Source organism: Virgibacillus kimchii (assembly GCF_055379185.1).
On record NZ_AP043951.1, the window covers coordinates 2,953,771 to 2,977,101 of the forward strand.

Genomic DNA, 23,331 nt, shown 5'->3' on the forward strand with positions numbered 1-23,331 from the left:
CATGCACGACACAGCCTTCTCTTCTGGAATCTTTATTCAGTAGATAAGGCAAAATTAATATTTTTACTTATAATAATAGAATCAAGTATGCTTTAATTATATATATTCATTTAACTATGAATAATTTGGCAAATTTTTAAATAAATATGATGGAATGTGTTATAATTTTTCTAATAGAAATAAACTAAATTTTGTGCTAATATCCAAAAACAAATTGCAGTCACGTCACTGGGTTGATTTTCATGAGGGGGAAAAGGGGGATCAAAATGAGTATTAGTATAGGGGAAAGGATAAGACACTTAAGAATATACAGGAAAATGTCGCAATCTGAGTTAGTGGAGGGGATATGTTCCGTTGCTTATTTAAGCAAAATAGAAAACGGAAAGGCCAAACCATCTACTCAATTTCTTAAAAAAATTTCCGTTAAGCTGAATATCGGATTTGAAATGCTAAAAAACCAGAACGATGATGGTTTTCAGGAAGAGATAAAAACCATATTATTTAAAATGGAGGAACAAAATAAGTCTCTTTCCGAAGAGGAGGAATCTTTACTTAAAATGGCTTTGCTGGAGTTCATTCCAACCCAGTTATTAGTAAGAGTTTTTACTACGCTGTTTAAAGAACTTGTAGAAAAAAAATCAATGACTGAAGCAAATGAGCTTTATGATTCCTACTATAAGAAATTGATAAATGAAACGGAAGATCTGGAAGTTGAGAGTCAGTCCGAACAAAAAAATTATCTGGAGCTTCATAATGCATTGGGTAAGTATTTTTATGTTCAGCAGAATTTCAATCAATCCGACTACCACTATTCCATTTCCGAAACGTTAATCAGTGACAGTAAAGATATCGAGAGTGCTAAATTATATTACAATATAAGCTTAGTTAAACAGCGGATTTTAGAAGATAAAACACTGGCTCTTTTCTATGCCAAAAAGTCTTATGAGATCTTTCGAAGAGAAAATGATTTGGATAACCTGGTTAGAGTATTGATAACGATGGGAGTACAATACCATTTACTTTCAAAATACGATTTTTCACTTAAGTCTCTTAAAGAGGCTCAAAACCATTTAGTAGAATTTCAATCAAAAAGCAGACAGGTATTTTTGCCAATGATAACATATAACATGGGCAGGGTTTATCAAAAGCTGGAAAAATATGAGGAAGCAATATCATATTATAATAAAAGCCTTGCCTGCTCCGAAAGTGATGTTCAGAAGTGCTATATTTTAAAAGGTTTGTTAGAAATCAGATTAAAGAAAAAAGAATGGCCAACCGTTAAGAAACTACTAGACGAGACCTTTACCTTAGTTAATAAAAACAAATTAACCCATATGGAAATTGAATTACATTCCATCAAAGCTAAGGTTTTTAAAAATAGGGGAGACCATTTCAACTATGAAAAAACGATTAAGTATGCTATAGAATGTGCTGTATCAGAGGGTTATACTCCTTTGATCAAAGAGATGGCTGAGGAATTAGCCGATTACTACTTTGAATTAAGACTTTATAAAAAATCCTCGGAGTATTACTTTCTTGCCCTGAGTAATTCTTGAATTACTTCTATAATCTTAAACAAAGACTTAATCAGATGTTCAGACTCTATTCAAGAAAGCGGGCTATGCCTCCCCTATTGTTAATTCTTTTCATCCTTAAGTTCACTCACCTTAGACAAATATTTTTTAACCTACTTCAAGTATCGAAGCAGCGTCAGTATTTTCAGTAACGTTTTTGTTTAAACAAATATGGCCGTTAAGGTAGGTTAATATATTTTCTTTCTTCAGGTCATTTAAAATCCTGGTTACAGTAGTGCGGGTGGAAAGAACCAGGCTGGCCAATTGCTCATGCGTAAATAACTCTTTAATAATAAAATTGTCATTATCATGACTTTCACCATATTCCTGAACTAAAAAGTAGAATAACGATATTAATCTGTCCCTCACAAACTTTTGCCGTTTAATAAGATTTAATGTCTCTCCTCTCATTAAGGTCGTTGTTACTTTGTTCAATAAGAAGTATTTTTCTTCAATACTTTTAACCGGGCTCCATTTGTAAATGAAAAAATGTGTCTCTTTCCTGTTCGTTCTCAATTCGTACACACTTTCAAAATTTACATTTGGCGACCGTATAGCGTCATCAGGTTTCAATACATTTATCAATATTTCTTCTCCATCGCTATGTAATTCCCATAGCTGAGCTGTCCCTTCACTTAAATAATAAACATATTCTGTCTCTATATTAATTATTTGGCCGTCTGACAGTTTCATTTCCTTATACTCGCTTATCATAACTTCACCCCTGCATCTCTTATTACCCAGCTGAGTAAGCTAAGCTTGAAATTCTCATTTAATAAAGGGAAGTTAATCTCTTCTGTATAGTCAAGCAGCGTATATTTTCCGTGAATGTCTCCGTGCAAATCCAGTAAATGATTCAATGTATCTGCATGTTTCCGGTCCATTATATGATTCTCGGAATGATGTAAATAACCGATAATTAAAGTAGTGCTGACTTTTGCTTCATTTCTGGCTTTATCTATTTTGTTAAAAAAATTTATATGATCTTCTGCTCCGAACAAGTAAATAAACCGGTTGTTGACACTGTCTAAAACGTATACCCCTTTACTTTCCATTCGGTTAATCGTATTATCTCCAAGTGAAATAATAATGGGTATGCAGCTATCTAAAGCAGTACTCCTCAATAACTCATACATTATTTGACCCAAAACATCTTTATCAATAATTGGAAAGTTGTTTTGCAGATCAACGGAATGATGATCAATATCTTTAAAAAGCAAACAGGGAATGGAAACAGGGTATTTATTAGATGCATTCTCAGTTAGCCGATTTAGTATCGATTGATAATTTGAGTTTCTCATAAAATCACTTCATCAGCAGGATTTTCATCAAATGGACCCGGCTGTAATTCATCAGATGCAATTTCTATTCCTGTCCCTCCTCCAAAACACAACCCGCAAAGCAATACAATTAAAGCAACTTTTTTCATTTTTACCTCTCCTTTGATTTGTTGTTAATTTAATTGTATCCGTGAGCAATGGTTAAATAGAAGAGGTTAAATTTTGCGATATTAAAAGCAATTAAAACAATAAATAAACCAAAAATTTAACTGATTCTGCTATTGCCGAAAAGCTAATGCAATTTAAAAAACAACTGTACAAATAGAAATGGCGAACCAATAACTAAATTAATGGCTCACCATTCATTGTCTTCTTATCTTACAGTCGAGTATTCGCAGGCTGACACGATAGCTGCAACAACCATTCATAAGCAGAACTCATCCTTTTATATGGATCTTTTTCCGTTCCCATAAATAGATGCAAGGGAGGGGATCATAACTTCACTGCGTAATCATGTAAGGCATATTCTGGATAAGTTAACCTGGAGACGACATAATTCATGTAAAACCTATCTGTATTGCTTAACCCCAAAAGTAACAGCTTTTTATATAATGCATTCATTATCCATCTGTTTGCAATTAACACCTCATCATAAAGAAAATAGCGATTCATGTTTTCTTCCGTGAATGTAACTTTATGCCTTTTTGAGGCATGTTTCATTTTTTCATCAATATGTTTGCGCTTAAAAGGCATATAAAAGTTCAACTCCTTATTCTTCACAAGAGGTCTTATTTTATGGAAAAAGTTAATCAATTTCTCGGTTAAATCAGTTGGTGATAAGTTGAAATCTAATAAGCCATTATTTAAATCACTCTCATATTTAAGTTGAAATTGTTTTTCAATACTTTCCTTATCCTGTTTATTCAAACGATGAATAAAAGCAATATAATGGGAAAGGTGACAGTTATAAGCACTTTCCTCTGTAGATTCAGGTGATTCATATACCTCAAGCATCTTATGAAATCTCATGACTTCTTCAATAACTGGATATAAAGAATTTTTGTTAAAATATGACCTACAATAGTATGAATCAAATATATGATTTGTTTCCCTAAATAACTCATCCTCTATATTTTTTTCGAAAATAGATTCTTCAACATTTACTGTCACTTTCCCTTTATAAATTGGATTGAACGGATCAGATCTCCTCAAAATTTTTGCCGTTGATTTATACTTTTGTGTGAATTCATTTTCATCGTAATTTATGACTGAATCGGAGACACCTTCCTCTAACTCATTAACTACTATCGGTAAAGTCTCATCATCTAATGCCCCCCTGAGCTGCAGATGATACCCATTTTCCCACCCCTTATCAACCATAAATGTATAATCAGAAACAAGCTTTACAATTGTATTTTTCAGTTTTTCTGAAGGCTCTACTACAAAGCATTTAATATTATAATTATTCATAATTAACCCATCCTCCTTAGATTATAATTAATATTTGAGAAAACGAATCGCATAAACTGGTTAACTTCTTGTTCTAACTCTCTTTTAAATGGAAAGTGTCTATTCATGGCCATGTGAATGATACTTCGAACTAAATAATAAAGCTCTTCTTTGCTTAAGTCTTCTTGTTTCATTAAATTATAAACTTTATTAGATAAACGATTATGTTGTGAAAATAATAAATTGGAATTCCCTTTATAATCCTGCAACGATTGTAATGCTATGTCACGATACTCATTACGGCGTTTTGCAAATGGCTTAACGTAAGTTGAGTCCTTTTCAATTTTCTCCAGGTAATCGTAAAGCAGATCAAGATCATTACCCAGTAATCCCAGCAAAATATAACTAGAGAGGTATAATCCTCTTCCGGTCTCATTATAATCTGCGTAAAGTCCTTTAAAGGTCTCCATTAAACTTGTCTCCGCAGCAAATAATTTATATACTGATTTATAAATTTCTTTACCTCCATACCTGTTAATCTCGGGATAAAATAACGTTTTTTTGAAGTCGTATAAGTCTCCGGAAACAAGCATGGAAGATAACTTTTCCTCTAACTCAAGATCTTTTTTGTTGTCTTTTACATATCGCAAACGAATATGTTCTCTGTTACTTTCATCAATAAAATTTACTAAAAACATATCTTCTAAAAAGAGATCCTTGCTTAATTTTAAAATAGCTTTTTCGACTTTTTCTCTTTTACCATTTCGGTAATACAAACAGTAAGAACTAACATTTAGATCAAGTTCATCTGAAAAGTCTTTTGATACCTCCAGGGTTTTTTTCACCTGATTATATCCATGCTTTTCACCTTCAAATGCTTTATGTCCGGAAGAATAAATCCAATCACTTACTTCATTTTCCACGTTTTCAAGTTCCGGTGCTTCCATCAAAGTTAATGTGTATTCATCTCCTGTATTTCGTTTGCAGGTCTCGAGAAAGCTAATTGCCATATTATTGTTCGTTGGAATGGGCAAGCTCCTATCCCCTTCCAAAAAATATATATATTTATATCTATCCAAGTTATATTTTTGGATCAATTCATTTATTTTATGGACTCTTTCTTCTTCAGTACTTTCCTTTTGAAACTTTATATTTATTCTCGCCGGAGATAGAATAAAGTCTTTATATTCTATTCGGGGTATAAATTCTAAGTATAAAAACTTTTCAACAGGAAAGTTACTAGGATATTCAAAACAATACATATAAAATTCATTTAAAAAAACTATAGCAGGATGTTCATTAAAATTCCTATAACTCAATAAATGGGTAGCTACTGGATATATAACTTCATCTTTATAAATCATATGAAGTCGGTTGCCATGTGCTATTATATCAATCTCGTTTAAAGGAACTCTCTCCATTGAATGATCAGTTTGACCCATGCAATCAATAAATATATCCGACTCACTTTTATGCGTTAATCCAACGTCCTTAAAATAATTACTAATATAATTAATTTCTGAGTATTTAGATTTATTTATTGCTTCCTTTTCTCTTTCCGGCAAAGAAAACCGGCCTGTAAACGAGTTACGAGGATGTGAAAAAGCATTAGGGGGTAAGATAAACTGCTCTTTATACGGCACCATTTTACAATCATATGAAATGGGAATTCTACGTTCTCCCTCATCCCCATAAATATCTTTCATATTTTTATAGTCAGTCGATGTTAGTGTAAGAACTCCTTCATTTTTTTCTAAGCTGCTTTGCATCATTCTATTTAAAATATATTTTTCTACTTCTTTACTCTTATGATCTGATTGCAAATATTGAGGCAGACCAATACCTTCATCTCCGTCAATCATTTGTAGTAAAGGTACCTTCGTATAAAACCCATACTTTCCGACAAAAGAATTGTAATATCTATCCCAATCATATACTTGAAGTTTATCAAAATAGTTCATAATTTCTAATGAATCATCGACATTAACTTGATCTATAATGTTTTTATTCTCATCAACCTCATCATATATATATAAATCCACAATGACATATGAAGAACTCTTGCACAGTGATGACATTTTATTAATTAAATCTTTATACAGTTCGACACCTTCTCCAATATTAGCGTTTCTGTACCTTTCTAAAGAGTATTGTATGTCTTCCAGAGCTGATATTAGATCTTGGTTATCTCTGAAAATTCGCTTTAACCTTTCAAAAAAATCATCGGAATCTCGATTAATTGAAGAGCTTGATAACTCAGTTTTTATTATATCTGCTGTAATAAGTTTTTGTATAACATCGGTAATTAATTGCTTATCATGATTTTCACCAAATTCTTTTAGAATTTCTTTTAGGCAAACGGGCTTCTTTAAAGTTTCAAACAGTATGTTCACAAAATTAGAATCTTCAATGTAAATAAAAGACGTATTTTTAGACATGTATTTCTCTAATACATATTGTTGATCTTTTTTATACAATTTTGGGTTTAACACTAATTTCACATCAGATGAGGATTTCAATATGGAGTTTTCTACTTTTTTAATGAATTCTTGTTCCCATTCTAAAGAAATTTCCACTTTTTTCATTTCTTTTATTTCATTATTAGCCTGGTTTAGTGTAATACCAGAGTTTAAACGGTTAGGTTGAGGCCTTGCTGCCATCCTTAATAAATACTTTACCAGCGCTTTTTTAGTTTTCTTATCAATTTTTTTATCATGATCTACTATTTTTTTTAATTTATTATACAAAGATTTGCTATTTAGTAATATTCTTTCCTGAAATTTTGAATCGCGAATAATTTCATTTAAATAAGGTTCTTCATCTTCAGTAAATAACTGCTTAATTACATCAAATTCTATGGCTGTTTTGCGTTTAATCATCTTTCCTCCTCCTAATCAATATAAATTCAATTGATCATTTACACATGCTGGTTTTAGATAATTTATACCTCAAAACCAGCATGTATGTAATTGATCGTTATAAGATTAATAAAGGCATTTACGGCCGAGTGATTACTATGATTGATGCTACGCCGGATGCTTCCATTTCCTGCATACCAGTAGATGCTTCTACGTTGTAATCTTCCAGGTCCACCTTGACGTCATTGGATGTAACGACTTTTTCCATGGTGTATACCTCCTTTCCAATTCTTTGAGTTGAAATATAAACATTCTTTGCAGCTTACGGACGAGTGATAACTATGATTGATGCTACGCCGGATGCCTCCATTTCCTGCATACCAGTAGATGCTTCTACGTTGTAATCTTCCAGGTCCACCTTCACATCATTGGATGTAACAACTTTTTCCATGTGTATACCTCCTTTCCAATTCTTTGAGTCTAAATATATACATTCTTTGCAGCTTACGGACGAGTGATAACTATAATTGATGCTACGCCGGATGCTTCCATTTCCTGCATACCAGTAGATGCTTCTACGTTGTAATCTTCCAGGTCCACCTTCACATCATTGGATGTAACGACTTTTTCCATGGTGTATACCTCCTCTCTAATTCTTTGAGTTTGAATATAAGCATGCTTTGAGCCTTTTATGGGCGTGTAACAACAACGATTGAAGCGATTGCTGATGCTTCCATCTCCTGCATACCAGTAGATGCTTCTACGTTGTAATCTTCCAGGTCCACCTTCACATCATTGGATGTAACAACTTTTCCCATGTGTATACCTCCTTTCCAATTCTTTGAGTCTAAATATATACATTCTTTGCAGCTTACGGACGAGTGATAACTATAATTGATGCTACGCCGGATGCTTCCATTTCCTGCATACCAGTAGATGCTTCTACGTTGTAATCTTCCAGGTCCACCTTCACATCATTGGATGTAACAACTTTTTCCATGTGTATACCTCCTTTCCAATTCTTTGAGTTTGCATATAAACATTCTTTGCAGCTTACGGACGAGTGATAACTATGATTGATGCTACGCCGGATGCTTCCATTTCCTGCATACCAGTAGATGCTTCTACGTTGTAATCTTCCAGATCCACCTTGACGTCATTGGATGTAACGACTTTTTCCATGATGTATACCTCCTTTCCAATTCTTTGAGTTTACATATAAGCATTCTTTGCGCCTTTTATGGGCGTGTGACAACAACGATTGAAGCGATTGCTGATGCTTCCATCTCTTGCATACCAGTAGATGCTTCTACGTTGTAATCTTCCAGATCCACCTTCACATCATTGGATGTAACAACTTTTTCCATGTGTATACCTCCTCTCTAACTCTTTGAGTTTTGTTATTTTAAGAATATAATGTTTTGGTTTTTTCTGATGTATTGTAAAATACATTAAGCCAAAACTTTTGATAACAATAAGAAAGATTATCCAAATCCACGATCAACAATGGCTGATGATACCAGTGATTCTTCTACGTTGTAATCCTGCAGATCCATTCTGACGTCATTTGATATAATTGCGTTTTCCATGAAGTACCTCCCCTCTACCTATTTGAGTTTTGTTATTTTAAGAATATATTGTTTTGGTTTTTTCTGATGTATTGTAAAATACATTAAACGAAATTTTCTTTTAATGAAGATTTGGGTCCAGCGCAGGATAAACAGAAAAATAATAGAAGAATAAAGAGATTGATCCAATCCATAAATTGAATCAAAGAATAGTTAGCAGCCAAGTTAAACGGAAGGAATTTAAAATCCTTACAAAAAAAGGGTTCCGATCATCTAAAACTGATGATCGGAACCCTCCTGAAATTGTGGTTTGCTCCAAAGTTTTTATTTAGTGTTAAATATAATGACCCGTATAGGATTTGAACCTATGTCTTCGCCTAGAAAGGGCGACGTCTTAAGCCACTTGACCAACGGGTTATTAGTTATGTTAACAGAAAATATATTAATTTACAAGTTTAATTATTGAAAACTTACTGATTTTTGCTTTAAATTTGGATCAATTTATGTGTGTTTTTTTAATGGGCCGTCATAAATAGACTAACATCCGAGGTCACTAGCGTTGCAGGAAAATAATATTAAAAAATCAAGTAAAATATTTTATTTGAAAGTTGGTAATATTAGATCTTTTCACTTTAAAATCCATTAAAAAAACCTTATAATTAGGGTATGGTAGTCCTGTCCAAATCCCTAACTATAAGGAGAAACCATGGACAATAATACCATAAAAACTGTATTCAAGGAATACATTCATCCATTAGATTCAAAGGTAATACAAAAAATGATTGATCATGCCGAAGTTGACAAATACGTCAAAAAGCTTGATGTACTTACGTTTACGAATGCTTTTATCTATGCCCAGTTAAAAAACTTAGATAGTCTGAAGCGGATAAGTGATACGATTAAACGAAAGAAAACGGTGCAAAGACTTGTTGGTATAGAGAGCATTAGTAAATCACAACTCTCTCGAAAAAATGGAGATATTCCACCCGAGATTTTTCAGGCGATCCTGCATCATTTAATTCAAAAGCTGCACCAAATACTTGGCCCAACAATGACAGACAAATCACTTGGAAAGCTTCATCTGATTGATTCATCGACCATTTCCATGTGTCTCAGCCAATATGAATGGGCAGATTTTCGGGAGACAAAAGCGGGAGTGAAGATGCATACTTCCATCGTCTTTTGTGATGATATCTCTTATCCAAATGATATGATACTTACCCCTGCAAGACCTGCTGATGAAACTCAGTTGGATTCATTAATTGTGCCGGATAAAGGGGTCCTTCATGTCTTCGATCGAGGTTATTTCAACTTTGCTAAGTTTGATTATTATTGTGAAAAAGGTATCCGGTTTGCCACAAGAATTAAATCGAATACTGTTGTAAATGTCATCGAGGAATTGCCGGTAGATGAGGATTCTTCAATCTCCAGGCATGCGATCGTGAAGATTGGAAACATGAAGAATCCGCTGCAGTTAATAGAAACTGTAGACAGCGAAGGGAACCAGATCCGAATTGTGTGTAACGATGCAACCGTCGGTGCACAGGAAATCAGTGATATTTACCGGCATCGCTGGCAAATTGAATTGTTTTTCAAATGGATAAAGCAACATCTGGTTATCAAAAAACTGTATGGAAAGAGTGAAAACGCTGTATACAATCAAATACTAATAGCTATGATTACTTTCTGCCTAACCCTGTTAATGAAAAACAAGTTGGGCTATGAAGGAACTTTAGTCGAAATGTTGCGTTGGACCCGTGATTTCTGGTCACAATCCATGACATTTTTTATTTCCGAATTATTCAGGAAACCAGAACGATCATCCAATGGACGACGAAGGCTGGACCACGAAAAGGTTTTTAATGAAACCTTGGCACAATACGAATCAGAGGAGGTTTTGCACTTAGATGATCTAAGCTACGATCCAGTTAACTAATAAATATATAAAATTCTAAAAATGGATGAAGGGCTACCTTTAAAGCATATTAACTTTTTTTCTCGAATAAAACTAGGTATTTATCAGAAAATTGAACTAAATAACTGAAGCTACCAGATTTATTGATTGACATTGTTTTTACTTTTTAATGCAACGCTAGTGATCCGAGGTAAACTCTATAGAGTGTGGATAAAAAAACGGGTTCCGATCATCTAAAGCCAATAATCGGAACCCTTCTTGAGTCTCTTGTCCTGACTTTTATTATAGTAAAAATTTTAGCCAACACACACTCAAGCTTCTCCCCTTACGCCTCCACCCTGCGTTTATTAAACAGATTTACATGATCAATACCGGGCAATTTTCGTAACACAGAACTGCTTAGCCAATACATGCTGAAGACCATCAACGAAACACTGCAGATCATTACAGCGAGTATCGGTGTAAATGTTTCGCCCAGGAAACCGCCAATCAGAGAGCCCAGGGGCATTCCCAATGCTGCCGAACTTGTTAACAAGGTGACTACCCTGCCTATATACGCTGTTTCCACCTGTTTCTGGATGGATGAAAACACCAACAGGTTTAGTATTCCAATCGAGATGGCGCCGATACTGAATAGTATAATGGACGGGATTAATGGTAACATCGCGGTGCCCATCCACATAATACCGGAACCAATGAACGCGATAATAATTAATTTTCCAAAGTTTATCTGCTTTAACCTTGGAGAAAGAATCGTTCCGATCATGGTTCCCACCGACATGGCCGCAAGATAAAAGCCGTATGCAGCCTCAACGCCATTCCCTTTGATAAGCGAAAATGCAGGTAAATTGGTGGTCATGATCACCATTGCAATATTAATAAAGACGATAGAAAAGATCATTTTAGGAATCAATGAACCTTTTATATAGTGAAAACCTGCTTTAAGGTCCAGAAAATAAACACGGGAAGCTCCCTTAACAGATTCCAATTTATCCTTATTCACATCTGGTTGGTCAAAATTAAAGAATGCGTAAGAAATTGTTACCAACAATATACAAAATGCAGTAATGGAAATAGCCGGAATCGTACCAATAAATGTGATGATAATACCGGCAGCTGCAATAAATACAATATCCATCGCTTCACGAATTGTCTGCAAATAGGAGTTTGCTTCAATTACATTTTCTTCTCCTACAATAACCGGCAGGATGGTGGATTCAATTGGGTACGTATATTGCGTAAACAAAGCGGTGACAAATAACAAACTAATGACATACCATACATCTAATCCAATCGTGTAGTGCATTACTGGGATCGTGAATAAAATAATCGCTTTGATCAGGTTGCTGTATACCAGACCATTTTTATATTTGGCATAATTTGCGAGTGGAGCAATTAAGAAAGACAATGTACCAGCCAAGGATATCGCAAAGAATGCAAACCCGGAATAGAGAACGCTTCCACTCAAATTTAAAACAAGCAGCATCCCTGCAACTAAATAAATCCCACTCCCAATGGCATTAATAAAAACACCTATCATTAATATTAAAAAATTTCTCTCTTTCATAAACGGTTTTAGTTTATCCTTCATTTTTCTTCCTCCCTTAATTTTTAATTTCGGAACTGAATTCCTAAGATTAAAGATGACAGCAGTATATAATCTTTTCGGTATTCTTGATGTATTCTAAAATACAGGAAATAATTTTTTATAATTCTTGTGTGAGACAAATAAAAAAATGCGAAGATCCAGCCCATAAACCGAAATGAATACTACGGATAAACCCACAGTTGAATTGGAGGCTATGGTTACCTATAACTTTCTCAAGGCATGCAAATACATGATCAGTCATTCATTTCCAAGAGAATGATTAATGTCTTCGAAGTCTTTAGTAACTAAAAATAGCTTCATATTCTGCAATAGCTCTTTTCCTTTGTTATCTAAATATGTTTCCACTTGTGCTAATTCATTTACAGCTTCACTTAATTCACTCATATATTGGCATTGCTTTTTTTCATCACCCATCATATAGTACAAGTGCATAATACCAATCGAGACAATTGCAGCATGAAATGATTTATCTAATGGTCTATGAACCCCTCGAATAACCGACTTCACTTGTACTTCATTAGATTTAAAGAGGTTGTGAATCATATCTTCCAAAAAAATACTAAGATGAATAAATTCATGGTATATAGATTCAGCATAATCAACAATCTCCCAGGATTCATTCGGGTTTAAGAATATAATACCTAAATGTGTTGGCGTTGTAGCACTTGAAAAATTACCGGATTTAGAAAAAATAATAGTCCCAACTAATTTATAAATTAGTGTATAAAGGTTTGGGTTTACATGTCTTAGTAAATCCAAACCTTTATTAATCTTTTCTTTAATTTCCACATTTTCATTATAAGAATATAAATCATTGTTTTTTTCAGTTGTTAAGTAATTTAAAATTTCATGATTTGAACTTTCCTCTATAGTTATATTTTCTTTTGAGGTTGGTATAGAGTTTTTTTGAAGATTATTTAATGCGGCCAGATAGTTTTCTCGTTTAACCTCGGGGTCTAAAATCCTGGTTTTATAAAAATGTGCTAAAAATTCATCTATATTGGATTCAATATTCTTTTTGTTAAGTACAGACAAATTATATTTTACTTTAGTCATCTCCATTGAAATCATCTCCTTATAAATAGAATAGGCGGGAGTAGTTAACTCCCGACTTTGAACCATCATGTGCAAATCTATATTTGCTTTATTTTTCTTTGTTTCCGGTTGGTCTAATTCCGATAAATGGATCCATCTTGTTTACGTTAAAAAATGAATCAATATTGCTATTAGTTTTCTTCATAATTATTATCTCCTTCCTAATTTCTTTATTTATTATCTTAAGGATATGATCTTTTCATTTTTTATGTTGTATTTTAAAATACATTAAACAGAATTTTTGTTTATGTACCTATTTCAATCCCAACCCAGAAGGGGGAAGAGATAAACTCTATAGAATGTGTGAATACTTTGGACACAAAAAAAGGACTCGATGTAAAACCAATAATCGAAGCCCTTTTTAAGCCTTTTGGTATATTTATATCTCTATAATAATATCCCAGCTTTATGTCCAACTTACCATTACGCCTCCGCTTTTTGTTTGTTAAACAGTTTCACATTTTCAATATCAGGCAACTTACGTAAAACAGTACTGCTTAACCAATACATGCTGAAGATCATCATGGAAACACTGCAGATCATAACAGCGAGCACCGGTGTAAATGTTTCACCTAAAAAGCCACCAATCAGGGCACCCAGGGGCATTCCCAGAGCTGACGCACTTGTTAACAAGGTGACTACTCTGCCTATAAACGCTGTTTCCACTTGTTTCTGGATGGATGAAAACACCAGCAGATTCAATATCCCAATCGAAATGGCACCGATACTGAATAATATAATGGACGGGATCAGTGGTAACATAGCGGTCCCCATCCACATCATACCCGTACCAAAGAACGCGAAGATAATTAATTTGCCAAAATCTATTTGTTTTATTCTTGGAGTAATAATAGTTCCAATCATTATTCCTACCGAGATGGAAGCCAGGTAAAAACCGTATGCAGCCTCAACTCCATTTCCTTTTATGAGTGAAAATGCAGGTAAATTGGTGGTCATGATCACCATCGCAATATTAATAAAGATAATGGAAAAGATCATTTTAGGAATTAATGAACCTTTTATATACTGAAAACCTGCCTTTAGATCCTGAAAATAAACATGGGAAGCTCCCTTAACAGACTCCGATTTATCCTTGTTCACATCCGGTTGGTCAAAATTGAAGAATGCATAGGAAATCGATACTAATAATATACAGATTGCAGTAATGGTAAGAGCCGGAATCGTTCCAATGAATGTAATGATAATACCTGCAGCTGCAATAAATACGATATCCATCGCTTCACGAATTGTTTGTAAATAGGAATTTGCTTCAATCACATTTTCTTCTCCGACAATTATCGGCAGAATGGTGGATTCAATGGGGTACGTAAATTGCGTAAACAATGCGGTGATAAACAACAAACTAATGACATACCAGACATCTAATCCAATCGAGTAGTGCAATATCGGAATTGTAAATAAAATAATCGCTTTGATCAGGTTACTGTACACCAGACCATTTTTATATTTGGCATAATTTGCGAGTGGCGCAATTAAAAAAGACAACGTTCCAGCAAAGGAAATGGCAAAGAACGCAAACCCGGAATAGAGAACGCTTCCACTTAGACTTAACACAAGCAGCATCCCTGCCACAGAATAAATGCCATTTCCAATTCCATTGATAAATACACCTGACATTAAAATTAGAAAATTTCTTTCCTTCATAAAAGGTTTTAGTTTTTTCTTCATTTTTCTTCCTCCTCATTTTGTTTTCTGATTAGAAATTCTACAGAATAAGGTAATTGTTCTTCACTATCCTTTTCTTTATAGGATAAGTGTCCATATTTATAGAAGAGATCTTCCAAATCTTTACTTAACTGTTTAACAAGTTTTTCGGACAGATAAATTTTTGCTGATCTGCCATCCACCTGTCCCGCCGGTGATTCCTGCGCCGGATTCCTAAAGGATATAGCTTTGGATCTGTAATACTTTTCTATAATTCCTTTCTCTGTATTTACACTGTCAACCTCCAGAATATCGTGTTTAACAAGCTGTTGAATGTGATAGTACACAGTTCCTGGGTTTTTCCCCAATAGATCAGCAGTTTGTTTAGGTGTCATGGGCTTTTCATAAAGTAATGCAATTATCCTTGAACGTAATGGGTTGGAGATGGCTTTTTGCTGCTCCCAATTAATTTCCATTATGGTCACCTCTTTTTTATTTTATACTTGTAAATTGATTTGGATTTCTAAATCGATTTAAATTAACTATACAATTTGGGATTATAAATGTCAATGGGTTTTTAACTAATTTTTAAAATTAACGTATTTACTTTAAACAGGACAAGAAATGTTGCATTGAATAAATGGGAGTAAATGTCGAAGAAACTTTGAAACAGCCCGTTTACTGGTCAGTCAATTTAGTTTCACGTAAAAACGAGGCAGAACCACGGTATGTGTACATGGTTCTACCTCGTTTCTTTATGTCCCTTTTTACAGGAAAAAATACATAAACTTAAAAAGAATTAATCGCTGATATTATACTGTACAAGCCCAGAGCAAAACAGACAATAACGATCAGGGAGCCGATCACATTCATCTTTACTGAATTCACGTAGTTTCCGAGCAGTTTTTTATTATTCATAATTACCATAAGGATCAAGGCGATCCCCGGTAAAAGTAGTCCGTTTAATGCCTGTGCGAACAGCAGTATTTCCAGGGGCTCAAAATTAAAAACAAAGGATACGATGCCAATAAGGATTACGGCACTGAACACCAATTTAAAGCGCCAGTTCGCCATGCCATTTTCCCATTTCAGCACACTGCTTGTCGTAATAGCAGCACCAAGTGCGGAAGCTGTCATGGAAGAGAAACCGGCGGAAAAAATACCAATCGCCAGGAAGTTTTCCGCCCAGCTACCCAATAATGGCTCCAGCTGCAGTGCCAGGTCCGCAACTGTCTCCACTTCGACGCCTCTCATTAATGTACCGGATGTAATCAGGATCGATGCTGAAATCAATCCACCCATGCCAATCGAAACGAATATATCACGACGAGATTCCTTTAAATGGGATGGCTGACTCCATCTTTCCTGCACCGTTCCCGAATGAATAAATAAGTTATAGGGCACCACCGTTGTACCGATCAATGCAATAATCGTCATGATGGAACCGGCGGGAATAGAAGGGGCAAGTGCACCTGAGAATATACCTGCAAGATCAGGCCTTGCCACGATCATCGTGGTAATGAACACTATACTCATTACAATCACAAGGACAATCATCAGTTTTTCGATTAATTTATAGCTGCCGCTCAAACCAAGCAGCAGAACAACAACACCAACAAAGGGGCCAACCACATCAATAGACCATCCTGTTAATGTGCTGATACCGAGGGACGTTCCGTTCATATCGCCACTCATATACGCAGCACAACCAATAAAGATGGAAGCTATCACAAATACCGACACCGTATTCTTCAAAAGAGGGTTTGCAAATTGGTCACGGACGGCTGCACCCAGCCCCTTTCGACCAATGATACCCAGCCTTGCCACCATTACCTGTAACACCATGGTGGTAATGACAGAAAATACAAGTGCCCATAAAAGCGCATAACCGAACGAAGCGCCAGCCTCTGTTGCTGTCGTGATGGTTCCAGGTCCTACAAAAGAAGCTGAAATAATTGCCCCCGGACCAACCACCTTCAGTTTATCGATCCATGTTTTTGTCTTTGCTGCATCTTGTGTAGAATCGGCCAACGAAATACCTCCAGATCAAAGTTCTTTGGTAAATAACTAATATAGTTGAACATTCCCTGGAGGAGATTTTTTAAACTGTTGGCGAATGGAGGCCTTCCATCATGAGTACTTTAATAAATCTGCTTAAAAATATTTCATTCATATATTGCCTGCATGAAGCTTATGATGAAGCTTTCGAACTTCTTCGGCCAGTTCAGGAACCGGTCCATCTACTTTGGTATCAAGAATGACATCCTGTATGGGAAGATTTCTGACTCGGGATGGGGGTACCCCAATTTCGCTGAGCCAATCTGCCAACTGTTCAGACGAACTGGCATAAGCAATCCGCCCTAAACCAACCCAACCATGAGCCGCAGCACACATGGGACAATGTTCCCCGGAAGTATATACTGTCGCCTGGCTTCTTTCTTCAGGTGTCAAATTGTTCGCCGCCCAGCGCGCTATGGCAAATTCCGGGTGTTGCGTATGGTCACCGCCTGCCACGTGGTTATGATCTTCAAACAGTACTTCTCCATCAGCTGAAACAAGGACGGAACCAAATGGCTCGTCCCCCTTCTCCAGGGCCGTTTTTGCCAAAGCAACACAACGTCGCAGGTGCTTCATATCCGTATCATTTATCATGATTGCATCCTCCTTTTTTACATGAAAGTGCCTTGTCGATAACCAACCTGATTAAGGGGCTATCAAATGTATATTTACTATATCATATACCACTTTACAGCAGGCATGATATGGAATTTGGCCCTGGGCTGGCTGCAGCAATATTTTTTTATTTGGAGCTCAAGGGAGGTGCTATTGGACTATTTAACTTTGTTTCTTGATAAAAGGGGTGCTGAGGACGGGTCTATCGGACTTCTCCAGCTGCATTTCGGGTTCATAGGGCACTGAGACGGATTCTATTGGACTTCACAACACCTTTTCACTGACGTAAGGGCACATAGATGGGCTCTATCGGACTTTACAGCACTTTTTCATGGGCAAGAGGGCGTTGACACGCAATCTATTGGACTTCTCCAGCTGCATTTCGGGGCAAGAGGGCACATAGATGGGCTCTATCGGACTTTCCAGCACTTTTTCATGGGCATAAGGGCGTTGACACGCCATCTATTAGACTTCTCCAGCTGCATTTCGGGGCAAGAGGGCACATAGATGGGCTCTATTGGACTTTCCAATTCCTTTTCATGGGCATAAGGGCGTTGACACGCAATCTATTGGACTTCTCCAGCTGTATTTCAGGGCAAGAGGGCACATAGATGGGCTCTATCGGACTTTCCAATTCCTTTTCATGGGCATAAGGGCGTTGACACGCAATCTATTGGACTTCTCCAGCTGAATTTCAAGGCAAGAGGGCACATAGATGGGTTCTATCGGACTTTACAGCACTTTTTCATGGGCATAAGGGCGTTGATACGCAATCTATTAGACTTCTCCAGCTGCATTTCGGGGCAAAAGGGCACATAGATGGGCTCTATCGGACTTTCCAGCACTTTTTCATGGGCATAAGGGCGTTGACACGCAATCTATTGGACTTCTCCAGCTGCATTTCGGGGCAAGAGGGCACATAGATGGGCTCTATCGGACTTTCCAGCACTTTTTCATGGGCATAAGGGCGTTGACTCGGACTCTATTGGACTGCTTCAGCTGCATTTCGGGGCAAGAGGGCACTGAGATGGGCTCTATCGGACCTTCCAGCACTTTTTCATGGGCATAAGGGCGTTGACTCGGACTCTATTGGACTGCTTCAGCTGCATTTCGGGGCAAGAGGGCACTGAGATGGGCTCTATTGGACTTTCCAACACCTTTTCATGGGCAAAAGGGCATCGAGACGGACTCTATCGGACTTTTCCTGCTGCGTTTCAAAGCAAGAGGGCACATAGATAGGCTCTCTCGGACCTTCCAGCACTTTTTCATGGGCATAAGGGCGTTGACTCGCAATCTATTGGACTTCTCCAACTGCGTTTCGGGGTCATAGGGCACTGAGACGGGATCTATCGGACTTTCCAGCATCTTTTCATGGGCATAAGGGCGTTGACTCGGACTCTATTGGACTGCTCCAGAGTCAAGTCCTTCTCCTTTTGGTTTTCTTCAACTTGTACTTAATTCATCAATGTATGCTGCGCCTCGTCAAAATAAACGGACGGACTTCTTTCATTTAAATCAAAGCACTCCCTGGTGTGTTAAGATGGTTGAAGAACTGTATTTTTAACATAGATTGGAGATGTAAATATGAAGCAAAAAATATCCTTAGTTGCAGCAACCTTACTCGTTATGTTACTCGGATTGTATGCTTGCAGTAATACATCTGATGAAGCAATATCATCAAGCAGCAATCAAGCAGAGTCTGAAAAATCATTACAAATAAAAGATGGTTCATCTCAATCAAAAGATACGAATCAATCGGACGGGATAACTACTGAAAATAACAATGGGCAAGCTGAGGATACTCACGGGCAAACTGGTAGTACAGACCGCCAGGATTCAACAGATACCTCCATTGGTTCAAAAGAAATTGAAGTGCAAGAAGGTGAGACAACAGACACTGTATCAAAAGTAGAGGGAAGAAGAGCAGAGTTCTTGGAAAGATTGGAAAACATCCAAAAAGAATTGGATGCCTTACCAGAAAAAAAGGATGCTGATAAAGGTGTAACAAATGCGATGAAAAGTTACTATGGGCGTTCCTATGAAATGTATGACGAAGAATTAAATGAAATTTATGCTCTTTTACAAAAAGAGTTAGCTCCTGAAACGATGAAGGAATTAAAAACAAAACAAATACAATGGATTGAAGAGAAAGAGAAATTAGCAAACGAAGCAAGACAAGAATATAATGGAGGAACTTTTGAAAATGTGGCATATTATATTTCCTTATACGAATCTACAAAAGAAAGATGTTATGAATTGGTAAACAAATATATGACAGATTAGGTGACAGAACACAAATTAAGATCTTAAAGCCATTGGTGGATCAGACTTTCAAGGCCTTCAATTTAAAGCAAGTGCTATGGCATATTTTGAATGGATTCTCTTGATTACATACACAAAAAAGTTTTCACTGAATGAAAAAATCAAAAGGGGGCCGTCTAAATAAAGGGTGGTCTCCTTGCAATTAAACATTTAAATTAAAATCATTTACTGGTTTACTAAAAGACTGTATGTCCAATTCATTACACGATTTATCTGCTTGCCTACCATCCATAGGTCGGGGAAAACATCTCAATCTTTCCCCCTACTTAACCTCGTTATTAGTTCTCTCGTACTCTATCGTCTACTATTGATCCAATTAAAAACAACAGCAACTATTTTTTCTGCCGACTTAAAGAACTATATTTTTGAAGCCCAAAGGTGCTTTTTTCAACTCTGCTTCAAACTTAAAATGGTCACTGTCCCCAAGATGATTGCCATACCTCCAAGCTGGAATACTGTGAGCAGTTCACTCAAAACTATTATTCCAAAAAGGGATGCAGTAACCGGTTCAACCATTGCAACAATCGACGCTGAAGTCGGTGATGTTCCTTTCAAACCAGTTACATACAAGAAAAATGACAAGCCTGCTCCAAATATCCCTAAAGTAATCATCCATAGTAAATCAGGTGAGTTGAGAACGGCAGCTGCTTCATTTTGATCAGTGAAAAGCAAGGTTATGATAGTAAAGGCAAGGAAGGCAATCAATAAAATTCCTTGCGGTTGTCCGTGGCGGGATGCATATTTAAAACCGAAAATAAACAGTGCATATGATAACCCCGCACCTAAACCTGTAACAAGTCCAAGCATCGTAATACTGCCAGAGCTGATGCTGTATACCCCTGTCAGCAATACGACTCCAACCATCACAAAACCAATAGCCAGCCATTTAAATACCGAGGCATGTTCAAGACGGAATATAAAAGATATGAAAAGAACAAAAATGGGCGCAGTATACATCAAGGTTGCTGCTACAGCAACACCAGCCTCTGAGATACTGACAAAGTAAAAAATAAAATTTCCTGCTACTCCAATACCTGCAACAATAGACCAGAACAACAGCCGCTTATTCCACCGGGTCGGTTGTAACAAGAACCAAATAAAAATGCATACCAAACCCACCGTTCCCCTATAAAAAGAGGTAACCAGGGGATCCCAGCCTTTATCCATTAAAAATCCGCCCAGCCCTCCGGAAATGCCCCATAATATTGCTGCTAATATTACTAATCCCAACCCACGCATAGTTTTACCTCCACATAGCCATTTCCCATTTGTAAAGATAACTATACCTCCAAGCAGATGGTTAATAACTTAATTTTATGCGTATGCTATCCGGTAGGCATTCATTGTAAAAAATAACTCAAAAACTCATTAACTCGTAATACGTTTTTTCCAAAGTCATTGGTAATACATGAGTATACGTGATATGCAGAAAATATTTTTTGCCAATTTTAACAAGCTTAGAATTACATACTTTCCAATCCCAAATACACCACGTTTGTATAAATCATGCGCTATTTCTATCCACACCCAATCGTTACGGTGAAAAATCTTTATTGAACAGCAGGGAGAGTGAAAACCTTAGCGACTTATCCCCCCAAAATCATAGATTTTGAAGGGGAATGCGTAGCTGATTTTTGTTCAAATCTCTGAAAACAGGAGGGGTATTATGGAAACGTATCGCTTTCCTTAAAACAACTTGCGCAAATTCAAACAAAATCCAGTGAGTGACAACGTTCTTCAAATATCTTCTCGCAGTTCAGTCGATACTTCTTCTTCTGTGCCAGGTTCTACAAGCAGAAATTGCCCCATCATTCCTTCATCTTCATGCTTTAATAAATGACAGTGGTACATAAGCGGATATTCAGTGTCAGCGTGCTCCGCAAATTCCACTACGATTCTGACACTTGCATTGCGGGGGACAAACACGGTATCTTTCCTTCCCCTCTCATACTCTTTTGGCTCACTCCCATTTACGTCCAATACGCGAAAAGCTGCAGCATGAATATGAAAGTTATGCTCCGGGCCAACATTATAAATTTCCCATATTTCCGTCGTGCCGGCCGGGACTACCTCATCAATTCGATTCATATCCATCTTTTTGCCGTTAATATCATTTTCTGCGGATAGAGTGAATTCACGTATCGTTGCATCCTCTGGAACTTCAATCGGCGGAACACTGGAGAGGTCACTGCTGATGGGTGATGACTCTATTAATTCTGAAGCAGCTGTGATTTTTAACAAATCAAATTCACCACTTTGAATCCCGGCACCACCGCTATAACTGCGCAGAATTGTTTCATCCCCCGACTCAAATTGCACAACAATCTCTGCACGTTCCCCCGGGCTTAACATAAAGCGTTCTAATTCAACAGGCTCATTCAGCAGCCCAGCGTCATTTGCTACGAGCTGGAAAGACCGATCATCCGTAAAGCCAAAATTGTAGGCTCTCGTATTGGAACCATTAAGCAGCCGGAAACGAACCTTTGTTGTTGTAACTTTAAGAAACGGGTCATGTGTGCCATTCATTAATATTTCATCACCAAGTAATCCATGCGTTCCTTCGTCATCCTCTGATAACTGTCCGTCATTCGTAAACAATTTATCTTGTACAATGAGCGGGATGTCATCCACCCCGTAATCCGAAGGCAGCTTCTCGGAATCCTCGTCATTGATAATGAACATGCCTGCCAGTCCCCGATACACATGTGGCCCCGTTTTACCATGCAGATGCGGATGATACCAATTTGTCGCAGCCGGCTGATCAATCGTCCAATGAGGTGACCATGTCTCACCTAGTTCAATGATCTGATGCGGACCGCCATCCATCTCTGGAGGCAGCATCATTCCATGCCAATGCATCGTTGATTTTTCTCCCAACTGATTTTCGACATCAAAGGAGACTTGATCACCACGTGAAACGCGAATAGTAGGACCTAAATAAGAACCATTCATCCCCCAAGTATCTGTCTTTACCCCAGGAAGAAATTCTGTAGTTCCCTGCTCCATCGTTAAGTCAAAATGCTTCGTACCGTCGGATGCAATCGTCGGCTCCAGAAGTTCCGGTATATTTAATGGGTTTTCAAACTCCAACTCGCCAACATTTGTTACTATATCGTCACTGCCGCCACACCCAGCCAATATGAATATAAGTAATAAATTAAGTATAAATCTATGATGTAACTTCAATATTCTCCTTAACTTCCTTTCTCACCTTTTTAATAGCTTTCTAAAATTCCTCTTCCACTATTTTAACTTATTCATTCAGTTCATAGCGGTTTTTGTGTGAAAGATTATTGAAAATATCGCTTCAGGTAATAGGTAAG

Annotated in this window: 23 protein-coding genes and 1 tRNA gene; 3 read left to right on the top strand and 21 right to left on the bottom strand. The window is 36.8% G+C overall.

Annotation, left to right across the window (positions count from 1 at the left end):
- The first annotated feature begins 266 nt into the window (after positions 1 to 266).
- Positions 267 to 1,556, top strand: coding sequence for a helix-turn-helix domain-containing protein (locus tag ACZ42C_RS14130; protein ID WP_461182137.1), 1,290 nt, complete (start codon positions 267 to 269; stop codon positions 1,554 to 1,556).
- A gap of 126 nt (positions 1,557 to 1,682) precedes the next feature.
- Here the strand turns inward: ACZ42C_RS14130 and ACZ42C_RS14135 are convergent, their stop codons facing one another.
- The 13 genes from ACZ42C_RS14135 to ACZ42C_RS14195 form a co-directional block, all read right to left on the bottom strand.
- Positions 1,683 to 2,288: a Crp/Fnr family transcriptional regulator gene (locus ACZ42C_RS14135; protein ID WP_461182136.1), complete on the bottom strand. Its 606-nt coding sequence runs from the start codon at positions 2,286 to 2,288 to the stop codon at positions 1,683 to 1,685.
- Positions 2,285 to 2,875: a hypothetical protein gene (locus tag ACZ42C_RS14140; RefSeq protein ID WP_461182135.1), complete on the bottom strand. Its 591-nt coding sequence runs from the start codon at positions 2,873 to 2,875 to the stop codon at positions 2,285 to 2,287. Before ACZ42C_RS14140 ends, ACZ42C_RS14135 begins: the two co-directional genes overlap by 4 nt.
- Positions 2,872 to 3,003 (bottom strand): hypothetical protein, encoded by a 132-nt coding sequence (locus ACZ42C_RS14145; protein WP_461182134.1) that lies wholly within the window; start codon positions 3,001 to 3,003, stop codon positions 2,872 to 2,874. Before ACZ42C_RS14145 ends, ACZ42C_RS14140 begins: the two co-directional genes overlap by 4 nt.
- A 343-nt stretch (positions 3,004 to 3,346) precedes the next feature.
- Complete coding sequence (locus ACZ42C_RS14150; RefSeq protein WP_461182133.1) at positions 3,347 to 4,324, bottom strand: hypothetical protein; 978 nt, start codon at positions 4,322 to 4,324, stop codon at positions 3,347 to 3,349.
- A 2-nt stretch (positions 4,325 to 4,326) separates the two neighbouring features.
- Entirely contained in the window at positions 4,327 to 7,182 is a 2,856-nt protein-coding gene (locus ACZ42C_RS14155) for a thiopeptide-type bacteriocin biosynthesis protein (protein ID WP_461182132.1), read from the bottom strand.
- Between the two features lie 118 nt (positions 7,183 to 7,300).
- A complete protein-coding gene (locus ACZ42C_RS14160; protein WP_461182130.1) occupies positions 7,301 to 7,429 on the bottom strand; it encodes a hypothetical protein in 129 nt (42 codons plus the stop codon).
- 54 nt (positions 7,430 to 7,483) lie between these two features.
- Positions 7,484 to 7,612: a hypothetical protein gene (locus ACZ42C_RS14165; RefSeq protein ID WP_461182130.1), complete on the bottom strand. Its 129-nt coding sequence runs from the start codon at positions 7,610 to 7,612 to the stop codon at positions 7,484 to 7,486.
- Between the two features lie 53 nt (positions 7,613 to 7,665).
- Complete coding sequence (locus ACZ42C_RS14170) at positions 7,666 to 7,794, bottom strand: hypothetical protein (RefSeq protein ID WP_461182130.1); 129 nt, start codon at positions 7,792 to 7,794, stop codon at positions 7,666 to 7,668.
- 56 nt (positions 7,795 to 7,850) lie between these two features.
- Positions 7,851 to 7,979 carry a hypothetical protein gene (locus tag ACZ42C_RS14175; protein WP_461182131.1) on the bottom strand — a complete coding sequence of 43 codons (129 nt, stop codon included), beginning with the start codon at positions 7,977 to 7,979 and terminating at the stop codon, positions 7,851 to 7,853.
- A gap of 53 nt (positions 7,980 to 8,032) precedes the next feature.
- A complete protein-coding gene (locus tag ACZ42C_RS14180) occupies positions 8,033 to 8,161 on the bottom strand; it encodes a hypothetical protein (RefSeq protein WP_461182130.1) in 129 nt (42 codons plus the stop codon).
- A 53-nt stretch (positions 8,162 to 8,214) separates the two neighbouring features.
- A complete protein-coding gene (locus ACZ42C_RS14185; RefSeq protein WP_461182130.1) occupies positions 8,215 to 8,343 on the bottom strand; it encodes a hypothetical protein in 129 nt (42 codons plus the stop codon).
- A gap of 56 nt (positions 8,344 to 8,399) precedes the next feature.
- Positions 8,400 to 8,528: a hypothetical protein gene (locus ACZ42C_RS14190; RefSeq protein WP_461182129.1), complete on the bottom strand. Its 129-nt coding sequence runs from the start codon at positions 8,526 to 8,528 to the stop codon at positions 8,400 to 8,402.
- A 548-nt stretch (positions 8,529 to 9,076) separates the two neighbouring features.
- A tRNA-Glu gene (locus ACZ42C_RS14195) sits at positions 9,077 to 9,146 on the bottom strand.
- Positions 9,147 to 9,435: 289 nt separating this feature from the next.
- Here ACZ42C_RS14195 and ACZ42C_RS14200 point away from each other — a divergent pair.
- Positions 9,436 to 10,665: an IS4 family transposase gene (locus tag ACZ42C_RS14200; protein WP_461183821.1), complete on the top strand. Its 1,230-nt coding sequence runs from the start codon at positions 9,436 to 9,438 to the stop codon at positions 10,663 to 10,665.
- A gap of 304 nt (positions 10,666 to 10,969) precedes the next feature.
- Here ACZ42C_RS14200 and ACZ42C_RS14205 read toward each other — a convergent pair whose 3' ends face one another.
- From ACZ42C_RS14205 to ACZ42C_RS14230, 6 genes are all read right to left on the bottom strand, one after another.
- Positions 10,970 to 12,235 carry an MFS transporter gene (locus ACZ42C_RS14205; RefSeq protein ID WP_461183036.1) on the bottom strand — a complete coding sequence of 422 codons (1,266 nt, stop codon included), beginning with the start codon at positions 12,233 to 12,235 and terminating at the stop codon, positions 10,970 to 10,972.
- A 255-nt stretch (positions 12,236 to 12,490) separates the two neighbouring features.
- On the bottom strand, positions 12,491 to 13,315 hold the full coding sequence (locus ACZ42C_RS14210) for an aKG-HExxH-type peptide beta-hydroxylase (protein WP_461183035.1): 825 nt from the start codon (positions 13,313 to 13,315) through the stop codon (positions 12,491 to 12,493).
- A gap of 456 nt (positions 13,316 to 13,771) precedes the next feature.
- The gene (locus ACZ42C_RS14215) at positions 13,772 to 15,037 is read right to left on the bottom strand and encodes an MFS transporter (protein ID WP_461183034.1); all 1,266 of its coding nucleotides are present in this window, start codon (positions 15,035 to 15,037) and stop codon (positions 13,772 to 13,774) included.
- Positions 15,034 to 15,489: an ArsR/SmtB family transcription factor gene (locus ACZ42C_RS14220; protein WP_461183033.1), complete on the bottom strand. Its 456-nt coding sequence runs from the start codon at positions 15,487 to 15,489 to the stop codon at positions 15,034 to 15,036. The genes ACZ42C_RS14215 and ACZ42C_RS14220 overlap by 4 nt, the downstream gene beginning before the upstream one ends.
- Before the next feature lie 313 nt (positions 15,490 to 15,802).
- Complete coding sequence (locus ACZ42C_RS14225; protein ID WP_461183032.1) at positions 15,803 to 17,044, bottom strand: Nramp family divalent metal transporter; 1,242 nt, start codon at positions 17,042 to 17,044, stop codon at positions 15,803 to 15,805.
- Positions 17,045 to 17,182: 138 nt separating this feature from the next.
- Positions 17,183 to 17,665, bottom strand: a complete 483-nt coding sequence (locus ACZ42C_RS14230) for a nucleoside deaminase (protein WP_461183031.1) — start codon at positions 17,663 to 17,665, stop codon at positions 17,183 to 17,185.
- Between the two features lie 1,605 nt (positions 17,666 to 19,270).
- Between ACZ42C_RS14230 and ACZ42C_RS14235 the strand changes: the two genes are divergently transcribed.
- A complete protein-coding gene (locus ACZ42C_RS14235; protein WP_461183030.1) occupies positions 19,271 to 19,969 on the top strand; it encodes a lysozyme inhibitor LprI family protein in 699 nt (232 codons plus the stop codon).
- Positions 19,970 to 20,395: 426 nt separating this feature from the next.
- Here ACZ42C_RS14235 and ACZ42C_RS14240 read toward each other — a convergent pair whose 3' ends face one another.
- Positions 20,396 to 21,247: an EamA family transporter gene (locus tag ACZ42C_RS14240; RefSeq protein ID WP_461183029.1), complete on the bottom strand. Its 852-nt coding sequence runs from the start codon at positions 21,245 to 21,247 to the stop codon at positions 20,396 to 20,398.
- 498 nt (positions 21,248 to 21,745) lie between these two features.
- Positions 21,746 to 23,194: a multicopper oxidase family protein gene (locus ACZ42C_RS14245; RefSeq protein WP_461183028.1), complete on the bottom strand. Its 1,449-nt coding sequence runs from the start codon at positions 23,192 to 23,194 to the stop codon at positions 21,746 to 21,748.
- Between the last annotated feature and the right edge of the window lie 137 nt (positions 23,195 to 23,331).